Consider the following 23,854-nt stretch of genomic DNA (forward strand, 5'->3'; position numbering starts at 1 on the left):
GTGGGATGGGTACCGAATCCTGTTGCGCTCCATCGATGGCGACTTCCGGCTCACCTCACGGTCGGGGATCGACATGACCGCCGACTTTCCCGAATTACGCTCGGCAGCAGACGAACTCGGCCTCATCGACGTCGTCCTCGACGGCGAGGTCGTCGCCGTCGACTCCAGCGGGCACACCAACTTCACTCTGCTGGCCTCGCGCAACAACACCGCGGAGGCGTACTCGCTCAAGCTGTACCTCTTCGACATCCTCTACCTCAACGGCACATCGCTGCTACGCAAACCGTGGTCGGAGCGTCGACAACTCTTGGAGGCCCTCGCTCCCGCGTTCAAAGAGTCTGCGTACGTGGAGATCCCACCGCTACTCCCGGCTCCGGGCTCGGCTGCCGTGAGCCATAGCCGCGACCACGGACTCGAGGGTGTCGTCGCGAAACGTAAGACGTCGACCTATCAACAGGGACGTCGAAGCAGCCAGTGGCGCAAGCAGAAGAACTGGAGCGACATCGAGGTGGTCGTCGGCGGCTACCGCCTCGGGCGCGGCAATCGTGAGGGCGTCATCGGATCGCTGTTGGTCGGATTGCCGGAAGAGACCGGGCTGCGCTACGTCGGTCGGGTGGGCACCGGGTTCACCGAGGCGTCGTTGAAAAGCCTTGCAGAAGAACTCAAGCCGCTCGAAATCTCGCGGAGTCCGTTCCTGGAGAAGCTCGACCGCCCCGTCGCGTCCACCGCGACCTGGGTGCTCCCCAAGATCGTCGGCGAGGTCCGGTTCATGGACTGGACGAGCACCGGCCACCTCCGCCACCCGAGCTGGCGCGGAATCCGCCGCGACAAACTTCCGGGCGACCTGTGACGATCCCAACCCCCCCCCACCCGCCACCCGTGAGAGGACACCGAACATGACCCACACCCCTGACTCCGTCGAAGAGCATGACACCGTCGGGGAGAATGTGACCGTCGCGGCCGCCGACGGCGACGCGGAGGCCTACCTCGTCCGACCAGACAGCGAGGGTCCAGACAGCGAATACCCCGGCGTGCTGTTCATCATCGACGCCATCGGGCTGCGCCCGCAGACCCGTCGCATGGCCGACCGCATCGCGTCGTGGGGCTACGTCGTGCTGGTTCCGAATGTCTTCTACCGCTGGGGCTCCGCCGAGGAGACATCGCCAGACGACGAACTCCTCGACGCCGAGTCGCGCGAGCAGTTCTTCAGTGCTGCCATGCCGCGCGTACGCGCGCTGACCGACGATCTCGCCGTACCCGACCTCGCCGCATATATCGACACACTGAGAGCAACACCCGGCGTCTCGAAGGGCCCGATCGGCGTGACCGGATACTGCGCGGGCGGCAGACTCGCCCTACTGGCCGCGGCGACCCGACCCGACGACGTCGCAGCGCTCGGCATGTTCCACACGGGCGGGTTGGTCACACAGTCATCGGACAGTCCGCATCTGCGCCTCGCGAACGTCGACGCCCAGGTGCTCGCCGTGCACGCCGACCGCGACCGATCTCTTCCCCCGGAAGCGATCGCCCAATTCGAGCACGCTCTCATCACCGCGGGCGTCACTCATTCCGCGACCGTCTACCCGGGCGCCCAGCACGGCTACACGATGGCCGACACCGCGGTGTACAACCACGACGCCTCCGAGTACCACTTCGCCGAGCTACGGAAGTTGTTCGCGCACACGCTGCACCGATAGCCGAGCTGCACTGGACACCACACTGAACACCTTCCCCCGACATCGGCTATTCGGCCGCCGCAAGTGAGTCTCTCGCCACGCCCACGGGCCTCGCTTCGCGATCGGCAACTCTGTTGGCTATGTTCAGTGTGTCCAAACCCCCGGGAGAGCCTGTGTTCGTTGTCGCGCATATCAGCGACCTGCATTTCAACGGCACCCGATTCAATCGCGGCCGCATCGAATCGACGTTGAGCTATATCAACGCGCGCGCGAAAGGTATCAATGTCCTTCTGATCACCGGTGACATTGCCGACGAGGGCAGCCCCAGCGAGTACCGCGAGGCCTCACTCGTCATCGACAGCCCGCTGCCCATCCTCATCACCGAGGGCAATCACGACGAGCGCACCGCGTTCAACGCGGGCATTCTCAGGGCCGAGTCGTCGGCGCCCATCAACTCGTCCGCGCTCGTCGACGGCGTGTTGTTCATCGTGGCCGACAGTTCGATCCCTGGCCGCAACGACGGCTACATCGACGACGACACGCTGTCGTGGATGTCCGCGGAGATCACCGCGCACGGACCCGACACCCCGGTGTTCGTCGCGTTCCACCATCCGCCCGTCACGCTGGAGATGCCGTTCATGGACAGCATCCGCCAGACCGGCGAACAACGCCTCGCAGCTCTCGTCGACACGCATCCCAACATCGTCGCGTTCCTGTGCGGACACGCGCACACGCCCGCGGTCACCCGATTCGCCGACCGACCGCTGTGCGTCGCACCCGGTGTCTCCTCGACGCTGAACCTGCCCTTCGAAGGCCACGACATCGTGAACCGCGGTCAGCCGCCCGGCATCGCCTTTCACATCCTCGACGACGCCGGACGGCTGATCACACACTTTCGCTCGGTGATGTTCTAGCGACTTCGCGGTCCAGCAAACCACTCACGTGGTGGCCGACGCCTGCCAGGTGGATACCGGTCTGGCTGACCTCGTAGACCTGTGCGGTACGAATGTCGAAGTACAGTCCGATGATTCGTAGACGCGCCTCGGCCGCTGCCCGCCCGACGAGGTGATGGCGACTCAGAATCTCCACCTGCTTGGCGACATTCACCACCGCGAGTTGGTCCACATCATTGAAACCCATTCTGGCGGCTGATCTTCCAGCGGGATGACCAAGCTGCAGTGCGGTCCGACTCGGTTCGGCCTGGGCCAGCCACGAACGGATCGGCGAGCTCGACGTCGCATCCGAGGACAACTCACGTCCACGACGGTCGTCGAGCACCGCGCGCATCGCACCGCACGACGAGTGCCCGCAGACCACGACGGCACCTACTCCGACCTCGTTGATCGCGAAATCGAGTGCGGCCTCGATGGATTCGGCGCCGCCGTTGGGCCCTCCGACGATATTGCCGACGTTGCGTACCGTGAACAGGTCACCGGGACCACTCGAGGTGATGATGTTCGGCATGATCCGCGAATCGGCACAGGTGAGGAAGAAGGCGTCCGGCTGCTGATAATCGACCACATCCTGCAGGTGGCCACGCAGCACGTCGGCATGTTCGCGGTGATAGTCGGTGACGCCCGCCATGATCGATCGCAGCGATGCCGGTACGTCGGCAACAGCCTTGTCGTCGAGGGGGATTCGCTGGCTGCGCCACGGTGTCAGACCGATGATGCCGCCGGTGTGTCGGCGCGGCGGAGCCAGCGGCGCATGCTCGATTCGCGCCCGGCCACGCTCGATCACCGTCACCTCATTGCCCGTCGCCTCGCGTGCACGAACCCAATCGGAGATCATCTCCGACGCCGCGTGGTCGAGGAAGTCGACGTCGAATTCCAGTGTGACCGGGACGTTGTCGGGAACCTTGCCCAGCGCACTGTTGAGTCGCGGCATGGACAGGAAGCTCAGCGACCCCCGTACCGCGATCAGCCACTCGCCTGACTCGCCTACCGCCGACGGCCCTGCGTTGATCTCGACGCGAATGACCCGCCACAGGACCAGTGCCACAGCAAGAGCAAGGCCGATGGCCACCCCCTCGAGGAGATTGAGGAAGACGACGCTGACAACAGTCACCCCGTACACCCACAGGTCGCCGGTGCGCAGGGCGGTCTTCATATGCGCCAGCTTCACCAGTTGCATACCGATCACCACGAGAAGCCCGGCGAGCGCCGCCAACGGGATCTGTTCGACCAGCGCAGTCAGGAACACCGCGAAGACGAAAATCCACACGCCGTGCAGAACCGCGGACCACCGAGTACGCGCTCCCGCAGCGACATTCGCGGTGCTGCGCACGATCACTCCGGTGACCGGGAGTCCACCCAGGAGGCCCGATGTCATGTTCGCGCTGCCCTGCCCGATGAGTTCGCGATTGAATCTGCTGCGCGGACCGTCGTGCATCTTGTCGACGGCAACCGCGGACAGCAGGGATTCGACACTGGCGATCAACGCGACGGTGAGCACGCCGAGAACGAATCCGCCCCAATTGCCATGGGGTAGTTCAGGAAGTGAGATGGCGTCGAAGAAGTTGCCGTCGAGGCGAACCCGCTCGACGTCGAGGTTGAGTGCAGCTGCCAGCGCCGTCGCGAGTGCGATCGCGGCGAGAGGTCCGGGAATCTTGCGTGCGCGTGCGGGGAGAAACTTCCAACCCACCATCACCACGATGACGATGATTCCGATCGAGGCGTCGGCCCAGCTGATGTCGCCGATCCGCTCGGGCAGTTCGCTGATGTTGGCAAGCGCAGAACTCTTCGACTTGCCTCCGAGCAGTACGTGAATCTGTTGCAGCGCGATGGTGATTCCGATTCCGGCCAGCATCGCGTGCACCACCACCGGCGCAATGCCGAGCGCGGCGGTCGCGATCCGACTGACACCGAAGAGAATCTGCAGAATTCCCGCGCCAACGGTGATCGCACACGTCACCTTCCAGCCGAAGTTGGTGACGAGTTCGGCCACCACCACCGTCAGTCCCGCTGCGGGCCCCGAGACCTGGAGCGGGCTGCCGCCGATCAATCCCGCCACCACACCACCGACCACCGCCGCGATCAGCCCTGCCATGACGGGCGCGCCGGAGGCTACCGCGATGCCTAGCGAAAGTGGCAGCGCCACAAGGAAAACAACGAGCGATGCCGGAACGTCGTACTTCAGGACTCCGCGCCATCGATCGCGGGATTGTTGGGCCGTGTCTATCCGTCGAGAGTCCGTCGGGGTAGCTACCATGTCCCGAACGTACAGATTGAGAGTTACGTCAGGGTTGCTCGAAAGGCGAAATCCCTTGTGAGACCCCTAGACCAGGATGTGGATTGTGATTCAACTCACGTGCGAATCGAAAGTCGTTGCGCCATTCAACTTTTCGATCCGGTCTGCAGGAGCTGATCGAGAATCTTGCCACCGATCTCGGGAATCAGACCCGGGCCCGTGTCGGGAAGATTGTTCGGCAGGCCGGGCACACTCGGGATCGGCAACTGTACTTGTTTGGTGGCGGGAATCCCTGCGGCGCGAGTCGCTTCGAGTCGAATGCCCTTCTGCTGATCTTTCGTCAGTGGTGTGAGGTACTTCGCCAGATCGGTCGGCGTGGTGACAGATCCTCCTACCTTGAGTCCCACTGCGGCGAAGTCGGCTGCTGCTCGTCGAATGTGGTTGGGCGAGGTGACCAACACGACGTCGGAAATGCCCCGCGCACCAAGGATCGCAGCCGTGTTCTGTGCGTTCGACACCGTCGACACCGACTTGTCCTCCGCCGTCACCCTCGATGCCTCGACACCATTGGCGACGAGCCATTTCTTCATCGCCGACGCCTCGGTGATGCCCTTCTTCGGCACGCCGCCGGTGACGACGATCGGAAGCGACGGCGCCGCGTCGGCCTGGGCCTTGCCCGCCGTCAGCCGCTTCACCAGTTCGGGTGCCATGGCTCCGTCGGCCCCGAGCCCATAGCCGAGTACGACTATCGCCGACCGTCCCGACACCGGCGCAGGCGAGGTGGACGGGACGATCGCGGCGGCGGCGGACACACCCGCGGTGATGTTGCGGACGCTCGTCGCGAGTGTCGAATTGATCATCGAGAGTCGGCTCAGCGCCGCCTTACCGGTGGCGGCATCGTCGGCCTGATCGGACCATATCGACTGCAGCGCGAGTGAATCCGTGTCAGCGGGTGCGACAACCAGCGACTGCTTCAGGGCCTCGAGTCCGCCCGTCACGTCGCCTGACGCGAACTTCTGCTGGGCGGAGTTGTAGAGCGACGCAGGGTCGACGGCGGTCACGGTCGGCTGCACCTGGGCGTGGTGCACCACGGGCAACGAACCGACCGCACCACCCACCGCTGCCGCCGCGACGAGCGCGACGACGCCGCGTCGAACTCGCTTCACTCTGGTCACATGAGTCACTTGCGTAACTCTAAGGCTCCTCGCGCCAGGCTGGGTCTCCCTGCGATCCCAAGTCGATAACGGCGGGGGCTAACTGACCCCGTTGAGCCGGTCCACCGAAGCGAACAGGTCTCCGACGCGATAGTTGTTCACGGCAACGTAGTTGGGAATCATGTGCCGCTCGGCGCGACACTGCTCGAGCCGGTTGAACAAGAACTCCTCGCGATTGACCACTCCGGCGTCGCGAATCCTGCTGGTGAAGTTGCTCATCCAGTGATTCACCAGAAACAGTGGCGCTGTGGTCGATCCTGTGTTGCGGTCGCAGTTGAACTCGGCCGTCGTGCGGAATTCGTACGGGGTGTCCTGGGTCCACTCCTTGCCGTCGAGCAGCCAGGGCCGCTCGGTACCTCCACCGACGTTCTCGTGCAGCCAGACCAGCGTGTGGCGGGTGTCGATCATCTGGCGCAGCGTCGGCCATGGTTGGCCAAGGGTCGGCGTGTAGAGCCGGTCGTAGAGTCCCGCCTGCCGCAGCAGGGTCTCCACATCGGCGGGTGCCACCATGTCCTGCACGAAGAACGTGACCACCTCGTTGGGGTGGCGGTCCATCCACTCACGCACCTTGATCATCAGTGGCAGCCACTCCGTCGAACCCAGTTCGCACAGTTCGTGACACAGGTACGGCTTGACCGGCCCGACGGGCGTCAGATCGAGGGCGTCGCGCACCCTCAAGGCACTCTGTACGGTCTGAGCTCCATAGAGCTCCTCCGCCGCTGCCAACGCCTGTGCGCGGCTGTCCTGCGTGTTGGCGATGATCGGCGGCTTGTTCGACATCTGACCGTTCCAACTGTCGATGAGGAACACGCGGATGCCGTCGTCGAGTTGCCCCATGACGCCGGTTTCCTGTTCCGCGAGAAACCACCGATTGCCGTCAGCGGCCGACATCGAATTGTGTGTCCCGGGAAACGCCACGTCGTTGTACGGCCGGTCGCACAATTCCACGTGACCATTGCACGCGTTCGGATCATCCTTGGCGACAACGGAACTCAACGCCGGTGTCGGCTGCGGCCACGCCAGCACGCCGACTGTCGCCAGCAGTGCCGCTACGCCGACTATCGCAACGATCGGAATCGCCAACCGGCCGGCGACCTGCCGCCGATCACTGCCCTGCAGTTGCCTGTTCGCCGCACGCAGCAACTCCCCCGCTCCTGCGATGAGGGCACATGCCCCGAGCACCACGGCGACAACCGTGACGAACGTCAGCGGTCGCAGCACCGCCAGCACACCGAGTAGCACCAACACTCCACCACGCGCGGCAATGGCCGCAGGCGTCGAGGGTCGTCGTATCACCCAGGCGCGCAGGCGCTCTGCGAGTCTGTCGAGATCGTCGACCGGCGCGAGACTCGACGCCGCGCGCACGGCCAGCCCGATCAGCGCCGCTATCGCAGCGATGATCCACAGCCTGCCGTCGACCTCGCGCCAGACCGCGACTGTCACTGCACCGTCGAGGGTGTCGGTCGGGATGAAAGCGGCAATGATGGTGCAGGCGAGCAGGATTGCGGCCACGAGCGCGGCGAGCCAGATGATCGCCGCACCGAGCGTGTCGGTGACCGCGGCGACGCGCGCGGCTCGACCCTTCTCCACGGGCGGAGGTCGGATGAACGCCGCGCCGACGATCAGCAGCACGCCAAGTAGCGGCAACAGCCAGGCCAGTACCCGAACCCATCTGACGTAATCGAGGATGCCCGAGTCCCATTCGCTCGCGCCGATCGCGGAGAGCGTGACGTCCATGTTGTCGGGGAGTCGAGCAGCGACGTCGGGTGCCACCGTCCGCAGCGCGGCGACGGTGACCGCCCCGAGATCGGCGAGACGCAGCACGAACAGATTGCTGTCGCCCGTGGTGATCGATCGGTGGATCGACGCGGTGAGTCCTCTCACCGCGGGACCCGCCGCGGGACTCGACACCGCCGAGATCGACACCGATTCCACCAGCGGACGCAGTGCAACGAGCTCTGGCGACGCCGAGATGATCTTGCCGGACACGAGCAGGCCGAGTTGCCGCGCGACCGCGGGATCCTGCCGGATCGAGTCGACATGCGCGGCGAACCGCGCGCTGTTGACGGCCTCGCGGTTGACCAGACCCGCGAACAACCCGCCGAGCAGACACAGCACTCCGAGACCGAAAACGACGTGCGAGATAACCGTGCGCACTCGGGAACCTTCGACAGTCATCACATACACATAGCAGCGGGCGACACATCGTGCCGCCCGCTGCTATCGAATCGTAAAGTTGTTCCTCGCCGTCGTGGAGTGCCGACAGCGTGCTACAGCGCCTTGAGCTCCTCGATGACCTCGGCGACCGACTTCTTCGCGTCGCCGAACAGCATCGACGTCTGCTCCGCGGTGAACAGCGGATTGTCGATGCCTGCGTAACCCGAACTCATCGAACGCTTGAGAACGATGACCGATCGGGACTGGTCGACGTTGAGGATCGGCATTCCGTGAATCGGCGACGACGGGTCGTTGCGCGCCGCCGGGTTGGTCACGTCGTTGGCGCCGATGACGATGGTGACGTCGGTGCGAGTGAACTCGCCGTTGATGTCGTCCATCTCCTTCATCGAGTCGTACGGTACGTCGGCCTCGGCCAGCAGCACGTTCATATGGCCGGGCATACGACCCGCGACCGGGTGGATCGCGTACTTGACCTCGACGCCCTTGTCCTCCAACAGGTCTGCCATTTCCTTGACGGTGTGCTGCGCCTGGGCGACAGCGAGACCGTATCCCGGAACGACGACAACCTGATTGGCATAGGCCATCTGGATCGCGGCGTCGGCAGCCGAGGTGGCCTTGACCGTTCCGCCAGCACCACCGGCAACACCCGCGGCACCGGCGTCGCCTCCACCGAAGGACCCGAAGATGATGGCGGGAATGGAGCGGTTCATCGCCTTGGCCATGAGCATGGTCAGGATCGAACCCGACGCTCCGACGATCATGCCCGCGACGATCATCGCCTGATTGTTCAGCGCGAGACCCGCAGCGGCAGCGGACAATCCGGTGAGTGCGTTGAGTAACGAGATGACGACGGGCATGTCGGCGCCGCCGATGGGGAACACCACGAACAGACCCATCAGACCCGCGACGACGAGCAGGATGACGATCCAGTACCACGGGGTCGCGTTGGTCGAGCTCGCCTTCACACCGATGACCACGGCCACCGCTACGGCCACGATCGCCAGCACGACGTTGGCGACCTGGAACAGCTTGGCCGCTGCGACGAGCTTCTTCTCGAGGTTCTTGTTGAGCAGTTCCTGCAGCTTCGCGAAGGCGACCAGCGAACCCCAGAAGGAGATCGAACCGATGATCGCCGCGAAGAGCGATCCCACGATCACGGCCACGTTCGGCTCGTGCGGCACCTGGGTGAAGCCGTCGTACTCGATGTACTCGGCCCACGCGATGAGCGCGACCGTACCGCCGCCGACGCCGTTGAAGAGCGCGACCAACTGCGGCATCGCCGTCATCTTGGTCTTGAGCGCCGGCGGGATGCCCAGTGCGACACCGATCGCGAGACCGATGGCGATCAGCACCCAGTTGACTGTCGGGACACCGACGTCGCCTGCGTTGTTGTAGACGCTGAGCAGGGTCGCGACGATCGCGATGCCCATACCCGTTGCGGCGATCCAGTTTCCGCGCACAGCGGTCTTGGGACCTGTCAGTCCCATGAGTCCGTAGATGAACAGCGAGAAGGAGACGATGTAGAGAGCCGTGACGCCGTAGCCCAGGCCTTCGGAGACCTGACCCGTCGACTCGCTCGCCAGTACCGTCGAGGCGAGGATGGCGCTCACTTGGCAGACTCCTTCTTACCCTTGAACATTCCGAGCATGCGGTCGGTGACGAGGAAGCCGCCGACCACGTTGAGCGTGCCGAAGATCAGCGCGACGAACGCGATGGTGCGGGTGCCCCAATTGGCATCTGCCGGAAGCGAACCCAGCACCACCAGCGCACCGAGCACGACGATGCCGTGAATGGCGTTGGTACCGGACATGAGTGGGGTGTGCAGCGTGTTGGGCACCTTGGAGATGACCGCGAAGCCGACGAATCCCGCGAGAACGAGAATGGCGATGTTCGCCATGAGACCGGTGTACATCAGGCCTTCACCTCCGAACTGGTCGACGTCGACCCGGTCACGCATGCGGATGCGATGACCTCATCGTCGAAATCGGGTGTGATGGCGCCGTTCTCGTCGAGCATCAGCTCGATCAGCGCCTGCAGGTTCTTCGAGTAGAGCTCGCTCGCGTGCTCGGGCATCGTCGCCGGCAGGTTCAGCGGCGACGTGATGGTGACGTCGTGCTTGACGACGGTCTGTCCCGGTTCGGTCAGCTCGCAGTTACCGCCGGTTTCACCCGCGAGGTCGACGACGACGCTGCCGGGCTTCATACCCTCGACGGCAGCGGCGGTGACCAGGCGAGGTGCCGGGCGTCCCGGCACCAGTGCGGTGGTGATGACGATGTCGAAACCCTTGATCGCGTCTTCGAGCGCCTGCTGCTGCTTGGCACGCTCGTCGTCGGTGAGTTCACGGGCGTATCCGCCCTCACCCGCGGCGTCGATTCCCAGATCGAGCCACTGAGCGCCGACCGAACGGACCTGCTCGGCCACCTCGGGTCGCACGTCGTAGCCGGTGGTCCGGCCGCCGAGGCGCTTGGCGGTTGCCAGCGCCTGCAGACCCGCGACACCCACGCCGAGCACCAGCACGGTCGCGGGCTTGACGGTACCGGCCGCGGTGGTGAGCATCGGGAAGAATCGCGTCGACTTGTCGGCCGCGACGACGACCGACTTGTAGCCGCTCACGTTGGCCTGCGAGCTCAGCGCGTCCATGACCTGCGCGCGCGAGATACGCGGAATCGCCTCGACGGCGTATGCCTCTACGCCTGCTTCCTTCAGCGCACCGACCTTGGTGTCGGCATTGCGCGGTGCCAAGAAGCCGATCAGCTTCTGGCCGCGACGCAACTTGGCGATCTCGGCATCGCTCGGCGGTGACACACGAAGCACCACATCCGCCGCGTACGGATCGCCGATCGTTGCTCCCGCCTCGACGTATGCGTCGTCGGGGATCAACGCCTCCACACCGGCACCCGATTCGACGGTTACCGGCACTCCCTTACCTACCAGCGTCGCAACGACCTTCGGGACGAGCGCCACGCGACGCTCACCCTCGGCCGTTTCGCGCACGACTCCCACACTCATGTTGTCTGTTTCTTCTCTGTCTTCTTCGGCACTGGTCTTGGTCAGTACTCGATCTTGTTTTGGGTACGAGCGCACGGCGATCCGCGGGTTTACTCCTCCGGTCACAACGTATGGCGCCTCGTCGGGGCGCGTTCGTCAATGAGGTGGTCATCCGCACGCCGCGCCCGCTCGAAATTCGGTGCGACGAACATAGCATGACCTCATCAGACGCAGATCACGCCGTTGAATTGCTCACTTTTACTTGACGTTGCCGGTTGCCCACCGAACGATACGGGCGACCAAGTCGCCGACGGGGTCTTCGTGGACCGCTGCGGGCGCAGTGTCGGCGGCTGCGGGAAGCTGGTCAGGGTTTGTGCGAGCAGGGGTTGTGGGAGCAGGGTTTGTGCGAGCAGGGGGCGCCGAGGCCGACACCGCCTGATCGCCCACCTCCTGATCGCGAGGGGTCGGCGCCGCGCTGGTGTTCTGCGGCGGCTGCCACGTCTTACCCTGTGCCGCGAGGGCGTCCGGGTCGGTGACCGGTACCTGCAGTCCCAACGCGTCGTACAGAGCAACCTGGATCTCGCGCGGTGTCGGCAGCTTCTCGCCTGCATTCATCGACGCCTCACCCGGCTCCGGTACGGGGACCAGAGTGTCGAGCGCGTCGTCGAATTCTGGTGGAACGGGTATGCCCAGGCTGCGCAGAAAGATCCCCTGCGGATTGCCGCCGTCGAGGACCACGTAGGTGGTGTTGCCGACCTCCTTCGTCGAGACCACCTGATACTGGTTCACCAGGTTGCCCTTTTGTCCGTGGATCGTGGCGCCGGGCAAGAAGTAGAAAGCGGAGGCCAACGGATGCGCGAGGGGATTTCCCAAGCCGCACACCGAGTCTCCGCGCACGCAGTAGGAAATGACCCGAATGTCGCCGGTACTCGATTCGTCGCGCGGACCGTTCGTGTAGGCACCGGGGATGACGCTGGGTATGACCGTTTCGATGCCTGTGTTGGGAAATCGCGAGTCGGCGCCGACCAGCACGACGACGTTGGCATCCGGGATCGCGTCCGCGTCTCCCGCCAAGTACTTCTGGTGGAGTTGGTAGGCGACGTTCATCGCGATGGACCCGCTCTGCGAGTAGCCATTGAGAACGATGGTGCCCGATTTACCGCGATCAACCCATGCCCGCTCGGCGTCAGCGACGCCGTCGGCGGTGCCGATGTCGACCGAATCGTTGTAGGTGCCGTTGCCGGTGAGATCGAACTCCTTGTTGCCGACAACGACCCCGAAGGCCGCAGGGTATTGCACGACAGGGATTTTCGGATTGTAGGAGCCCGCGCCATGCGGTGCGTCGTAGAACCCGACGTCGACCGTGCGGCCGTATTGGTCGCCTCCCATCGGGGAACCTGCGCCGCCGATCACCGTCGAACTGATCGGTGTGAAATCGCTGGTGCCGGGGATGAGGACCACCGTCGAATCTTCTCCGAGACCCTCCGGGAGCCAGCTGGGTTTGTCCCGGATCGGCGTCGGCTCATACCAGGACGAGGGGAACTGCACGGGATTCGACGCGCTTGTCGACGCCGCGCTCGCGGTGCCGGGTGTCAGCAGCATGGCCGCAGCGCACACCGCGAGTCCAGAAGTGATGATTCTGTGCATGTGACCCCACCCTCCACGTGTGCTGCGTCGAAGGGTAGCCCCCGGCTGTCGCCTCCCGCGCGCGGCAACCCCTGGCGCATCCTGCTCAGCCGACGGTGTAGTCGCGAGAATCGAGTCCGGTCGCGCCGTCGGGAACCGGATCGGCCTCGGTCTCGGTCTGTGCCTTGCCGTTTTTGTCGATGGCGCGGCATTCGACGGTGTGCTTGCCGCTCGTCGCCTGCCAGGTGAACTTCCACTGGCGCCAGGTGTCGATGCTGTACTCGGTTGCCAGTTGCGCGTCCTGCCAGGGCCCGCGGTCGATACGAACCTGCACGGCGGAGATACCCGTGTGTTGCGCCCACGCCGTCCCGGCGATGATCACCTCGCCGGGGTTGACCGAGCCGCCCGCGGGACGATCGATGCGCGACGCGAGTTTGATCGGACCAAGCGCCGACCACCCGCGCGTGGTCCAGTACGCCTGGGCGTCGGAGAAGCGGGTGAGCTCCCAATCGGTCACCCACTTCGTCGCCGACACATACCCGTACAGGCCCGGAATCACTTGTCGCACAGGGAATCCGTGTTCGATCGGCAGCGGCTCGCCGTTCATCGCGACGGCGAGCAGCGCGTCCCGCTTGTCGGTGATCGCCGATACGGGCGTGCCCGCGGTCCAGCCGTCTGAGCTCGTCGAGAACAACATGTCGGCGCCCGGGCGCACGCCTGCCCTGTCGAGGAGAGTCTTCATCGGCACGCCGAGCCAGCGTGCATTGCCGATGAGATCGCCGCCGACCTCGTTGGACACGCAGGTCAACGTCACGACGCGTTCGGTCATGGGCATGGCGAGCAGTTCGTCCCAGGTGAGGGTGAACTCCTCGTCGACGAGGCCGTGCACCCGCAGCGTCCAGTCCGTGGTGGTCAGTTGAGGCACCTGTAGGGCGGTGTCGATGCGGTAGAACGACGCGTTGTCGGTGACGTACGTCGTCGCGCCCTGCACACCGATGTCGGCGCCCGCGGGGATCGGCGGTGCCGGTGAGGCGGGGGCGGGCAGCTTGATCCCTGCGCGATCGGCGACGGTGCGCGCGGCGTCGGCAAGGAGTTTGCGGCCGACGGCGCCGACGGCGATGGCTGCGACCGCGATTCCCGCAGCCGTCAGGACGAAGCGCCGTGGGACCCCGGACTGTTGCTCGTCGTCCTGTTGCTCGTCGTCGTAGGTGTCTTGCGTGGCGTCGAGTTGTCGTAGGAGCAGTCGCAGCACCCCGATACCGACGACCCCGGCGAGCAGCGACGGAATGATGTAGGCGCCGCTCGAACCCGACCGGTTGAGTGCCGCGACCACCCCGACCACCGCGAACACTCCGATCACGACGCAGCCGAAGGGAGGTCGACGCCGCTCCAGCACGCCCGTTGCCGCTGCGAGGACGACGATGATCAGCGCCATCCCGGTGAACAGGGCGGTCTTGTCCGACGTACCGAAGGTGCCGATCGCCCACTCACGGACCGCCTGCGGCGTGTGGTCGACGACCGTCGAGCCGACGGCGAAGAATGGCGAACTGTTCTCCGAGATCGGAACCGCACACAACTCGCCAACGGCGAGGCCCGCACCGACCGCGATCAGCCCGGCGACCGCTGCGGGGCCGTCATGAGTCGACGGTCGACGGTTGTCGTCGACGTCAGGTCTGGTGAGGGTTCGTCCCGAGGACACACTCCTTGATACCTCTCGAGCCTGAGGAGAGAGCAAACGCAGGACCCCCAATCACTAGAACACGTTCTAGTTTTTGGTCTACGCTAACCCGCATGGCTGACGGCACACGGATTCCCGACACCCTCTCCCTCGGCGCGGTGACGCAGTTCAGCGACGAGGTCGACGTCGTGGTAATCGGACTGGGCATCGCAGGCGGATGCGCCGCGGTGGAGGCGGCGTCGAACGGGGCACGCGTTCTGGTCCTCGAACGTGCTGCGGCGGCAGGCGGAACGACGGCGCTCGCGGGCGGACACTTCTACCTCGGCGGCGGTACGGCGGTCCAGAAGGCCACCGGGCACGACGATTCCGCCGAGGAGATGGAGCGGTACATCACCGCGGTCTCCAGCGATCCGGAGCCGGACAAGATCCATGCGTACTGCGTCGACAGCGTCGAGCATTTCGACTGGCTCGAGGCTCTCGGCTTCCAGTTCGAGCGCAGCTATTACCCGGAGAAGGCCGTCGTCCAGCCCGAGACGCAGGGTCTGATGTACACCGGCAACGAGAAGGTGTGGCCGTTCAACACCATGGCCGTTCCCGCCCCGCGTGGGCACAAGGTTCCGGTCCCCGGCGACACGGGCGGTGCCGCGATGATCGTCGAGTTGCTGGTGAAACGTCTCGCCGACCTCGGGGTGGAGGTGCGCTACGAAACCGGCGCGCGGCAACTCGTCGTCGACGACGGCGCTGTCGCCGGAGTCGCGTGGCACAGCCCCGGCAGCGGCGACGGGGTGATCAGGGCTAAGGGTGTGGTCATCGCCGCGGGAGGGTTCGTGATGAACTCCGACATGGTCGCCGAGAACGTACCGTGGCTCACCGAGAAGCCGTATGTCCTAGGCAATACCTACGACGACGGCCTCGGACTCCGCATGGGCGTCTCGGTGGGTGCCGAACTCAAGCACATGGATCAGGCCTTCTGCACCGCACCTGTGTATCCGCCCGCCATTCTGCTGACCGGGATCGCGGTGAACAAGAACGGCGATCGCTTTGTCGCGGAGGACTCCTACCACTCACGGACGTCGAGTTTCGTTCTCGAACAACCAGATTCGACGGCATACCTGATCGTCGACGAAGCGCACATGAAGCGGCCGCGCATGCCGCTGGTGCCGTTTGTCGACGGCTACGAGACGATCGCGGAAGCCGAACAGGCGCTTGGCATTCCGACCGGAAAACTCCAGGCGAGCCTCGATCGGTACAACGAGAACGCCGCGCGCGGAGAGGACCCGGACTTCCACAAGGCACCCGAATACCTTGCGCCGCAGGACAAGGGGCCCTGGGCGGTCTTCGACATGAGCCTCGGTAAGGCGATGTACGCGGGGTTCACACTCGGCGGCATGGCAACCTCGGTCGACGGCGAGGTGCTCGACGCCGCCGGCGCCGCGATTCCCGGACTCTACGCAGCGGGCGCGGGCGCGGCGAACATCGCGCAGGACAGCAAGGGCTACGCCAGCGGAACACAACTGGGCGAGGGTTCGTACTTCGGACGCCGCGCCGGACGCCACGCCGCCGCGCTGCCCCACCGCTGATCGAGCCACCCCACCCGCCGACCGAGCTGCAACACCGCTGATCGAGCCGTTCCCGTTGATCGAGCCTGTCGAGATCACCCCACCCGCCGATCGAGCTGCACCCCCGCTGATCGAGCTTGTCGAGATCACCGCCGCGGCGTAAACCTCCGCAGGCGCAGGCTGTTCAGCACGACGAACACCGACGAGAACGCCATCGCGGCGCCCGCGATCATCGGATTGAGCAGCGCGGCCGCGGCGAGCGGAATCGCGGCGACGTTGTAGCCGAATGCCCAGAACAAGTTCTGCTTGATCGTCCGTAATGTCGCGCGCGACAACGCGATCGCGTCGAGCACCTTGTTCAGGTCACCGTCGACGACAGTCACGTCGCTGGCGGCGATCGCGACATCGGTACCGGTGCCCATCGCGATGCCGAGGTCGGCCTGCGCGAGCGCTGGTGCGTCGTTGATGCCGTCGCCGACCATCGCCACGGAGCCGCCCGACTGCTGTAGGCGTACGACCTCGGCAACCTTATCCTCCGGCCGCACATCGGAGATCACGGTGTCGATACCGACGATGTCGGCCACGTGCTGTGCGGCGCCCGCGTTGTCACCAGTCAACAGAACTGGTCGCAACCCCGCCTTCTTCATACGCGAAATCGCTTCGGCGGCAACCGGTTTCACCGTGTCCGACACCACGATGACACCGCGAGGTGTACCGTCGCGCAGCACGACGACGGGAGTGGCTCCCGCGGCCTGGGCATCGTCGATGGCACTGCGAAGCCCTTCGTCGAGTTCGACGTCGAGATGCGCAGGCCCGCTGACGGCGACGCTGCTCGTCCCGACCTTCCCCGACACACCGATGCCGTGAGCGGCGTCGAACTCGTCTACCTCTGGTACCGGAAGATCTTGTGCAGCAACGACAATGGCGCGGCCGATGGGATGTTCAGATCCCTTCTCCACCGCCGCGGCGAGGGTGGTGACCTCGTCTGCGGAGACCCCTGCTGCGGGGTGCACGGCGTCGACGCGCATCTCGCCGGTCGTCACGGTGCCGGTCTTGTCCAGCACGACGGTGTCGATGCGTCGGGTCTTCTCGAGCACCTCGGGGCCCGACAGCAGGATTCCGAGTTGCGCACCACGTCCGGTGCCGACCATCAACGCGGTCGGTGTCGCGAGTCCGAGCGCACAGGGGCACGCGATGATCAGGACCGAGACCGCCGCGGTGAACGCCGTCAGTACCGAACCGTCGACCCACCAGAAGATCAGTGCGCCAAGGGCAATGAGCATGACGGTGGGAACAAAGACGCCGGAGATCCGATCGGCGAGTCGCTGGACCTGGGCCTTACCCGCCTGCGCTGCCTCGACCATCCGGGCCATCTGCGCCAGCGCGGTATCGGAACCGACGTGGGTCGCACGAACCACGAGCCGTCCGCTCGTGTTGATCGTCGCACCGACGACGTCGTCGTCGACGGTCACCTCGACGGGCACGGATTCGCCTGTGAGCATGGACATGTCGACAGCGGAGACACCCTCGACGACCACTCCGTCGGTAGCGATCTTCTCGCCCGGACGGACGACGAACTCGTCTCCGACGGCGAGGTCTCCGATCGGGACCCGCACCTCACTGCCCGCACGTCGGATCACGACGTCCTTCGCACCGAGATCCATGAGCGCCCGAAGCGCGTCGCCCGCACGGATTTTGGCGCGTTTCTCCGCATAGCGTCCCGCGAGGATGAAGGTCGTGACGCCTGCCGCAGCCTCGAGATAGATGAACGACGCTCCCGCTCCGCGCTCGGGGAGAAGCTCGAATCCGTGTGTCATGCCCGGCATTCCGGCCATGCCGAAGAACAGGGCGTACAGCGACCATCCGAATGCGGCGAGAGTGCCCATCGACACCAGCGTGTCCATGGTCGCAGTGCCGTGCCGCAGGTTGCGCCACGCGGCGAGGTGGAACGGATAGCCGCCCCAAACGATCACGGGCGCAGCAAGAGTCAGCGACAGCCACTGCCAGTTGGTGAACTGCCATGCGGGCACCATCGCGAGGACGATGACCGGTATCGACAACAACGCCGAGATGATGAGTCGCTGACGCAACCCCCGCAGCTCGACGGCAGCGGGACTCGAATCGATCGCAGAAGCCTCGGCTCCGTCGTCCAATCCTGAATCAGACGACCCGCCAACAGCTTTCGGACGCACCGGCGTCGCAGTGTATCCGGCATCCTTCACCGTGGCGACGAGGGTGTCGACGTCGGCTGTGCCGTCGACCGTCGCCCTCTCGGTCGCGAAGTTCACCGTGGCGTGGACGCCGTCGAGTTTGTTGAGCTTGCGCTCGATGCGATTCGCGCACGACGCACACGTCATGCCGGTGATGTCGAGGTCGACGACGGTGGCCGGCCCCTCACCGTGCGTCGTGTACGTCGTGGACATGTCAGACCAGCTCGTATCCGGCTTCGGACACGGCGTCGGAGACCTCGTCGCGCGCGAGTTCGCGATCGCTGGAGATCTCGACGACGCCCGTCTCCAACGTCACGTCAACATTGTTCACGCCGGGGATCTCGCCGATCTCCTCGCGAACCGATGCGACGCAGTGGCCGCAGGTCATGCCGGTGACGGTGTAGGTGCTTGTGGTCATCGTATTCGGTTACCTTTCATGGTGGTTGATCGTCGTCAGTGTTGACTGCATCGACTTGGCTGGCCGCATCAGGACTTGACGAGCCGGGCGATCGCGGCCATTGCCTCGTCGACCTTCGCACGACCCGCGTCGTCACTCTCCTGCGCGGCGTGTACCACACAGTGGTTCATGTGCTCTTCGAGCAGGCCGAGTCCGACTGCCTGCAGGGCCTTGGTCATCGCCGACAACTGGGTGAGGATGTCGATGCAGTACTCCTCGTCGTCGACCATGCGCTGAAGCCCACGCGCCTGTCCCTCGATGCGTCGAAGACGCTTGAGGTAGTCGTCTTTGCGCGTGATGTATCCGTGCGCGTTGTGCTCGGCGTCTGTGTTGGCCCCGGCGTCCGGTGTCGCGTCTACGGTCATGGTCACTCTCCTCGTATACCCCTTACCGGTATACCAGGAATCGTCATGAAACGGTACCCCCCTAGGGTATATCGCGATCGGCCGCATGAGCGTCGGATCGCCATGCTCGCCGCGCCTCCATTCTTGACTGAATATTCAGTCAGGATCTACGCTGCCTAGAGGTCACCCGCGGGACCGAGTGCCAGGACGAGAGGAACCCCAGAAATGCGACGCCGTGCTTTTCTGCAGCTGTCAGCCACCGCGATCGGTGCTGCCGTGCTCGCGGCGTGCAGTGACGGCGACACCGCCGCGACGTCATCGGGCGAACGGCGGTCGGACGAGCGGCGATGGGTGATGCCAGACGAAGGTCAACGGCACACGCGAACGTGGATGGCCTTCGCCGCCGGCGAGGCGATCTGGGGCGCGCGGCTGGTGCCGGAGGTGCAACGTAACCTCGCGATGATCGCTACCACCATCTCCCGGTTCGAACCTGTGTCGATGTTGGTGTCGCCCGACGAGATGGGCGTGGCTCGAGAGTTGATCGGCGGAGCGAACGTCGAGTTGGTGGCGTGTCCCCTGGATGATCTCTGGATTCGTGACACCGGCCCGGTGTTCGTGAAAACGGATACCACCGCGGGTGGCGTGGATTTCAACTTCAATGGCTGGGGCGGAAAGCAAGACCACGGCCGCGACAGCAAGGTCGCAGATTTCGTCGCCCGACGCGGTGGCGCGGAGACGGTGCACACCGATCTCGTGCTGGAGGGCGGGGCGCTCGAAGTCGATGGTGAGGGCACCGCGATCATCACCGAGAGCTGCGTGTTGAACAACAACCGCAACCCCGGGTGGTCGAAGGCAGATGTCGAAGGCGAGCTCGATCGCCTACTCGGCGTGACGAAGGTGATCTGGTTGCCTGGGGTACGTGGCAAGGACATCACCGACGGGCACACCGACTTCTACGCCCGTTTCGCCAGTCCCGGAACGGTGGTCGCAGGACTGGAGACCGATCCCGAGTCATTCGACTATGACGTCACGCACCGCCATCTCGACATCCTGCATGCGGCGACGGACGCGCGCGGCCGACCACTGACGGTCGAACAACTCGAGAGCCCATCGAGTGTGCGTGAGCAGTTCGCCAGCGACGACTTCGCGGCCGGGTACATCAACTTCTACGTCTGCAACGGTGCGGTGATCGGTCCGCAGTTCGGGGCCTCCGACACCGATGCCGCCGCGAAGGACACGCTGCAACAGCTGTTCCCCGACCGTGAAGTGGTGCAGGTCAACATCGACGGCATTGCTGCCGGAGGCGGCGGAATCCACTGCGCCACTCAACAGCAGCCGGCCTGAACATCGGCGCCCACCAATCCTGCACCCGCACTCTGAGCGTGGGTCGATCTTCGGAGAAGAGATGTCTGACCGTCGAACCAGCATCCTGGAGGCAGCGGTGCGCGTCATCGCCGAACACGGCGTGCGCGGGCTGCGCGTAGCGCAGTTGAGCGCCGAAGCCGGGGTGTCGACCGCGCTGATCTATTACCACTTCACCGACCGCGACGGCATCCTGCGGGCTGCACTCGAATACATCAACGAGCGCGCTCAGGACTACACGACACCTAGCGCCGACTCCCACCCCCGGACACAGCTGGAGTCAATGCTGCTCGACGAACTGCAAGACACCGACGAGGTGCGCACCGCGAGCGTTGCCTGGGGCGAGCTACGAGCGAGCGCGGCGTTCACTCCCGCCCTCCAAGAACCTCTCCGGGCGAGCACCGCCGCCTGGGACCGAGACGTCGAAGACCTCATCACCCGAATCCCGGACGCCATCACCACTGACCCCGCCGCGACCGCTGCCCGGCTGACCGCATTGGTCGAAGGACTCAGCGAACGATGGCACAGCGGCTCCATCGAGCTGGCCCGCGCCCGTGACCTACTCCGAGGTGCCATCGAGCACGAAGTCGGACCCCGACAACCCGCGTGACGACAAACTGCCTGACTCAGAAACGCGCGCGCTGCAGTGCGTCGGCGAGCTTTGCCAATGCCGCGGCAACCTCACGCAGCGCGTCACTCACCGGATCGGGCTGAGCGCCGGATGCCGGACGACCACCCTGCAACGGGTCGACGTGTTGCTGCGGCGGTGACGGGGGCTGGGGTGATGCTGGCTGGGGTGATGGTGACTGGGGTGATGGTGGCTGCTCGACGGACCGCTGACCGGTCACGTCGAGAGCCTGGTGCCTGTTGGCTTGGAAGGCGGGCGTCGGCGGCGGTTCGGCGTTGGTCGATCGCCGCCCACCGCGATAGGCGTGTGCCGCAGCCGACTGCGTTGACCCAGAATGCGTTGACCCCGAATGCGACGACACCGACTGCTGCGCGGGTGGGGCCTCGCGGAGCGACGACCCGCGCGGATCGTCGAGCCGATGCGACCCGGCGTTACCCGCAGCGATCGGGAGATCGCCCGTCGACGGGCCACTGCGCTGTGGCTGGTCGGGGGTCCCGACGGGTTGCGGCGCAACCCCACCGGGCGCGCGTCGGACACCGCCGTTGCCAGGCACAGGGCTCGGCGCGTGCCCGTTAGACCGCGCATAGAAGTGCGGGCCGCCGTGTCCGTTGAAGAAGACGCAACGCGCTCCCTCGGGCGACGGCACCGGGCACGGATTGCGCTCGATGAGCGATTGCGCGCGGTCGTCGAAGTCATTCCATTCGAGCCAGAGCCGTCTGTCGCTCCGCGGTCGAGTACTCGCATCGGTGGCGTGATTACCCGCGTGTCCGGCTGCCAGTCGACACTGCAGCAGCCATTCCGACGACCCGCTCAAACCGAGCGCGCGACGTTCCTCCGCGGAGCACACAACCGTTGACCAGCAACCCTGGCCGTCCATACGGTCCTCCCATCGGCCCGAATACGCGCAGCTTGCGTGTGGCGACGACGCTACTCGCGATCGCACGGCACGTCACAGTCGGATCAACTGTGGTCACGGCATGCGGTGCGTCAATCGACCCACTCCCCGGCGTCAGTCTACGGAAGTGAGTGCTGGCACTTCTACCCCGACGGCGCAGACATCGCCGTCGATCAGTCGGAAGCGTGGCGAACTCTGTTCACCGGTCCCGTGAAGATCCGTAGCCGGGCATTGTTCGTCGGTGCGCACATGGCATCCGCGTGAGCTGGTCCGCGCCAGCGCGGCTGTCACGACGGCCCGCGCGGCCAATGTCAGCGCGGCATCTTCGACGTCGCGCTGCGTTGCGACGACCCGCGGACTCGCGTCGTCGAGCAGCGCCGCGACGCGCCCGAGTCCCTCCGCGTTCCGTCGCAATCCGACGAAGCGCGACATCGCATTTTGCAGCGCCTCTCGGTCCACTACGTGCTCGACACCCGCATCGACATCACCAAAAGACGTGGTGTCGACAGCACCATCAGCCCTGGCCAGCGCTGCGACGTCGGCCGCGCGCACGCCCACCACCAGCCCCTCGAGCAGCGAGTTGGATGCCAGCCGGTTGGCGCCATGCAGTCCCGTTCGGGCGACCTCTCCTGCGGCAAGTAGCCCCGCGACGCTGGTGCGCCCGTGTGCGTCGGTGACGACGCCACCGCACTGATAGTGGGCGCCCGGCACCACCGGGATGCGCCCGTCCGCGGGGTCGAGGCCCGCTGCGCGCAGTCCGGCGTTGACCGTCGGGAATCGTGTGACAAAGTCGTCGATCGCCGAGATGTCGAGGTACACGCACGGATGTCCGGTGCGTTCCATCGCAGCCGTCACGGCGTTGGCGACGACATCGCGCGGTGCGAGATCGCCGAGCGGATGGACGCCCTCGGTCACCGACTTTCCGTCGACGTCGACGAGGCGTCCGCCCTCACCGCGGATGGCCTCCGTGACCAGCGTGCGCCGACCTCGCGCTCCCGGCGTGTAGAGCATCGTCGGATGGAACTGCACGAACTCGAGGTCGGCAACGTCGGCGCCCGCGCGAAGTGCGAGCGCCAGGCCGTCTGCAGTGGCACCCGCCGGGTTGGTGGTCGCGGCGAAGAGGTGTCCGCTGCCACCCGTCGCGAGCAGCACCGTCGGGGCGTGCACCACTCCCGGTCCATCCGCGCCGAGGTACGCGACGCCGACGGCCCGCTCGTTCGTGGTGAGTACGTGGGTGACGGTGCAGTCGTCGAGGACCCGCACGTCGCCGCGTCGAATCACGGTGGCGACGGCCGCCGAGAGTGCCTGCTGGATTTGCGCGCCCGTGGCGTCGCCGCCGGCGTGGATGATCCGACGCACACTGTGTCCGCCCTCGCGCGTGCGGGTGAGCCGACCCGAAGCATCACGATCGAACTGCGCACCCCATCCGAGCAGGCGCGACACCGCAGACCATCCGTCCGCGAGGATCTCGCGCGAGATCTCGGGATCGCCGAGCCCCGCACCGGCGACCAGCGTGTCGTGCAGGTGCAAGTCGACGCTGTCGTCGGCGCTGTCGGGCGCGACCACCGCGACGCCGCCCTGGGCGTAGTACGTCGAGGTGCTGTGCTCGACCGGCGCTCCATGTTGAGCTGGCCCGGCATGCTCGACCGGCCCGGCATGTGCACGCGATTCAGGGCTGTAAGCAGCACCTTTGTTGCAGATCACCACGCGCAGCCCGAGCTCCGCTGCGCGCAGTGCGGCGGTCAGCCCCGCGACCCCCGCCCCGACCACGACGAGATCGGCCACGAGATCGGCACGTGTGAGATCGAGCGCCATGTGCGTGCTCCTTCGCCGAACGGTGTTTCGACCGC

General features: G+C 65.5%; 19 protein-coding genes. 6 read left to right on the plus strand and 13 right to left on the minus strand.

What is annotated here, in order from left to right; genetic code table 11:
- The 3 genes from ligD to GOSPT_RS03990 all read left to right on the plus strand — a co-directional run.
- The coding region (ligD, locus tag GOSPT_RS03980) for a non-homologous end-joining DNA ligase (RefSeq protein ID WP_005203195.1) at positions 1-850 on the plus strand (850 nt) is incomplete at its 5' end.
- Positions 851-896: 46 nt separating this feature from the next.
- Entirely contained in the window at positions 897-1,697 is an 801-nt protein-coding gene (locus GOSPT_RS03985) for a dienelactone hydrolase family protein (protein WP_005203196.1), read from the plus strand.
- Positions 1,698-1,849: 152 nt separating this feature from the next.
- Entirely contained in the window at positions 1,850-2,590 is a 741-nt protein-coding gene (locus tag GOSPT_RS03990; RefSeq protein ID WP_039854718.1) for a metallophosphoesterase, read from the plus strand.
- Here the strand turns inward: GOSPT_RS03990 and GOSPT_RS03995 are convergent.
- The 8 genes from GOSPT_RS03995 to GOSPT_RS04030 form a co-directional block, all read right to left on the minus strand.
- On the minus strand, positions 2,562-4,886 hold the full coding sequence (locus GOSPT_RS03995) for a SulP family inorganic anion transporter (protein ID WP_082965587.1): 2,325 nt from the start codon (positions 4,884-4,886) through the stop codon (positions 2,562-2,564). The two genes, GOSPT_RS03990 and GOSPT_RS03995, sit on opposite strands and share 29 nt — an antisense overlap.
- A 125-nt stretch (positions 4,887-5,011) precedes the next feature.
- The gene (locus tag GOSPT_RS04000; RefSeq protein WP_005203200.1) at positions 5,012-6,049 is read right to left on the minus strand and encodes a YdcF family protein; all 1,038 of its coding nucleotides are present in this window, start codon (positions 6,047-6,049) and stop codon (positions 5,012-5,014) included.
- A 69-nt stretch (positions 6,050-6,118) separates the two neighbouring features.
- Positions 6,119-8,257, minus strand: coding sequence for a phosphoinositide-specific phospholipase C-related protein (locus GOSPT_RS04005; protein ID WP_039854683.1), 2,139 nt, complete (start codon positions 8,255-8,257; stop codon positions 6,119-6,121).
- Between the two features lie 92 nt (positions 8,258-8,349).
- A complete protein-coding gene (locus tag GOSPT_RS04010; protein ID WP_005203202.1) occupies positions 8,350-9,867 on the minus strand; it encodes an NAD(P)(+) transhydrogenase (Re/Si-specific) subunit beta in 1,518 nt (505 codons plus the stop codon).
- Positions 9,864-10,169: an NAD(P) transhydrogenase subunit alpha part 2 gene (locus GOSPT_RS04015; RefSeq protein ID WP_005203203.1), complete on the minus strand. Its 306-nt coding sequence runs from the start codon at positions 10,167-10,169 to the stop codon at positions 9,864-9,866. Before GOSPT_RS04015 ends, GOSPT_RS04010 begins: the two co-directional genes overlap by 4 nt.
- Positions 10,169-11,266, minus strand: a complete 1,098-nt coding sequence (locus tag GOSPT_RS04020) for a Re/Si-specific NAD(P)(+) transhydrogenase subunit alpha (RefSeq protein ID WP_005203205.1) — start codon at positions 11,264-11,266, stop codon at positions 10,169-10,171. The genes GOSPT_RS04015 and GOSPT_RS04020 overlap by 1 nt, the downstream gene beginning before the upstream one ends.
- Positions 11,267-11,503: 237 nt before the next feature.
- Entirely contained in the window at positions 11,504-12,892 is a 1,389-nt protein-coding gene (locus GOSPT_RS24230; protein WP_005203207.1) for an alpha/beta hydrolase family protein, read from the minus strand.
- Between the two features lie 85 nt (positions 12,893-12,977).
- Positions 12,978-14,570, minus strand: a complete 1,593-nt coding sequence (locus GOSPT_RS04030; protein ID WP_005203209.1) for a molybdopterin-dependent oxidoreductase — start codon at positions 14,568-14,570, stop codon at positions 12,978-12,980.
- Between the two features lie 92 nt (positions 14,571-14,662).
- Here GOSPT_RS04030 and GOSPT_RS04035 point away from each other — a divergent pair, with 92 nt between their 5' ends.
- The gene (locus GOSPT_RS04035; RefSeq protein ID WP_005203210.1) at positions 14,663-16,129 is read left to right on the plus strand and encodes an FAD-binding protein; all 1,467 of its coding nucleotides are present in this window, start codon (positions 14,663-14,665) and stop codon (positions 16,127-16,129) included.
- A 125-nt stretch (positions 16,130-16,254) separates the two neighbouring features.
- Here GOSPT_RS04035 and GOSPT_RS04040 read toward each other — a convergent pair whose 3' ends face one another.
- The 3 genes from GOSPT_RS04040 to GOSPT_RS04050 form a co-directional block, all read right to left on the minus strand.
- Positions 16,255-18,531: a heavy metal translocating P-type ATPase gene (locus GOSPT_RS04040; protein ID WP_005203211.1), complete on the minus strand. Its 2,277-nt coding sequence runs from the start codon at positions 18,529-18,531 to the stop codon at positions 16,255-16,257.
- Position 18,532: 1 nt separating this feature from the next.
- The gene (locus tag GOSPT_RS04045) at positions 18,533-18,736 is read right to left on the minus strand and encodes a heavy-metal-associated domain-containing protein (protein WP_005203212.1); all 204 of its coding nucleotides are present in this window, start codon (positions 18,734-18,736) and stop codon (positions 18,533-18,535) included.
- A 68-nt stretch (positions 18,737-18,804) separates the two neighbouring features.
- The gene (locus tag GOSPT_RS04050; protein WP_005203214.1) at positions 18,805-19,140 is read right to left on the minus strand and encodes a metal-sensitive transcriptional regulator; all 336 of its coding nucleotides are present in this window, start codon (positions 19,138-19,140) and stop codon (positions 18,805-18,807) included.
- 204 nt (positions 19,141-19,344) lie between these two features.
- Here GOSPT_RS04050 and GOSPT_RS04055 point away from each other — a divergent pair, with 204 nt between their 5' ends.
- Positions 19,345-20,463: an agmatine deiminase family protein gene (locus tag GOSPT_RS04055; protein WP_005203215.1), complete on the plus strand. Its 1,119-nt coding sequence runs from the start codon at positions 19,345-19,347 to the stop codon at positions 20,461-20,463.
- 61 nt (positions 20,464-20,524) lie between these two features.
- Positions 20,525-21,091, plus strand: coding sequence for a TetR/AcrR family transcriptional regulator (locus GOSPT_RS04060; RefSeq protein ID WP_005203218.1), 567 nt, complete (start codon positions 20,525-20,527; stop codon positions 21,089-21,091).
- A 16-nt stretch (positions 21,092-21,107) separates the two neighbouring features.
- On the opposite strand, the gene GOSPT_RS04065 is transcribed toward GOSPT_RS04060, so the two are convergent.
- Positions 21,108-21,986 (minus strand): hypothetical protein, encoded by an 879-nt coding sequence (locus GOSPT_RS04065; RefSeq protein ID WP_039854686.1) that lies wholly within the window; start codon positions 21,984-21,986, stop codon positions 21,108-21,110.
- Positions 21,987-22,118: 132 nt separating this feature from the next.
- Positions 22,119-23,819 carry an L-aspartate oxidase gene (gene nadB, locus GOSPT_RS04070; RefSeq protein ID WP_005203222.1) on the minus strand — a complete coding sequence of 567 codons (1,701 nt, stop codon included), beginning with the start codon at positions 23,817-23,819 and terminating at the stop codon, positions 22,119-22,121.
- Positions 23,820-23,854 lie beyond the last annotated feature (35 nt).

The sequence above is a fragment of the Gordonia sputi NBRC 100414 genome (genome assembly GCF_000248055.1).
In the GTDB taxonomy this organism is placed as follows: Bacteria; Actinomycetota; Actinomycetes; order Mycobacteriales; family Mycobacteriaceae; genus Gordonia; species Gordonia sputi.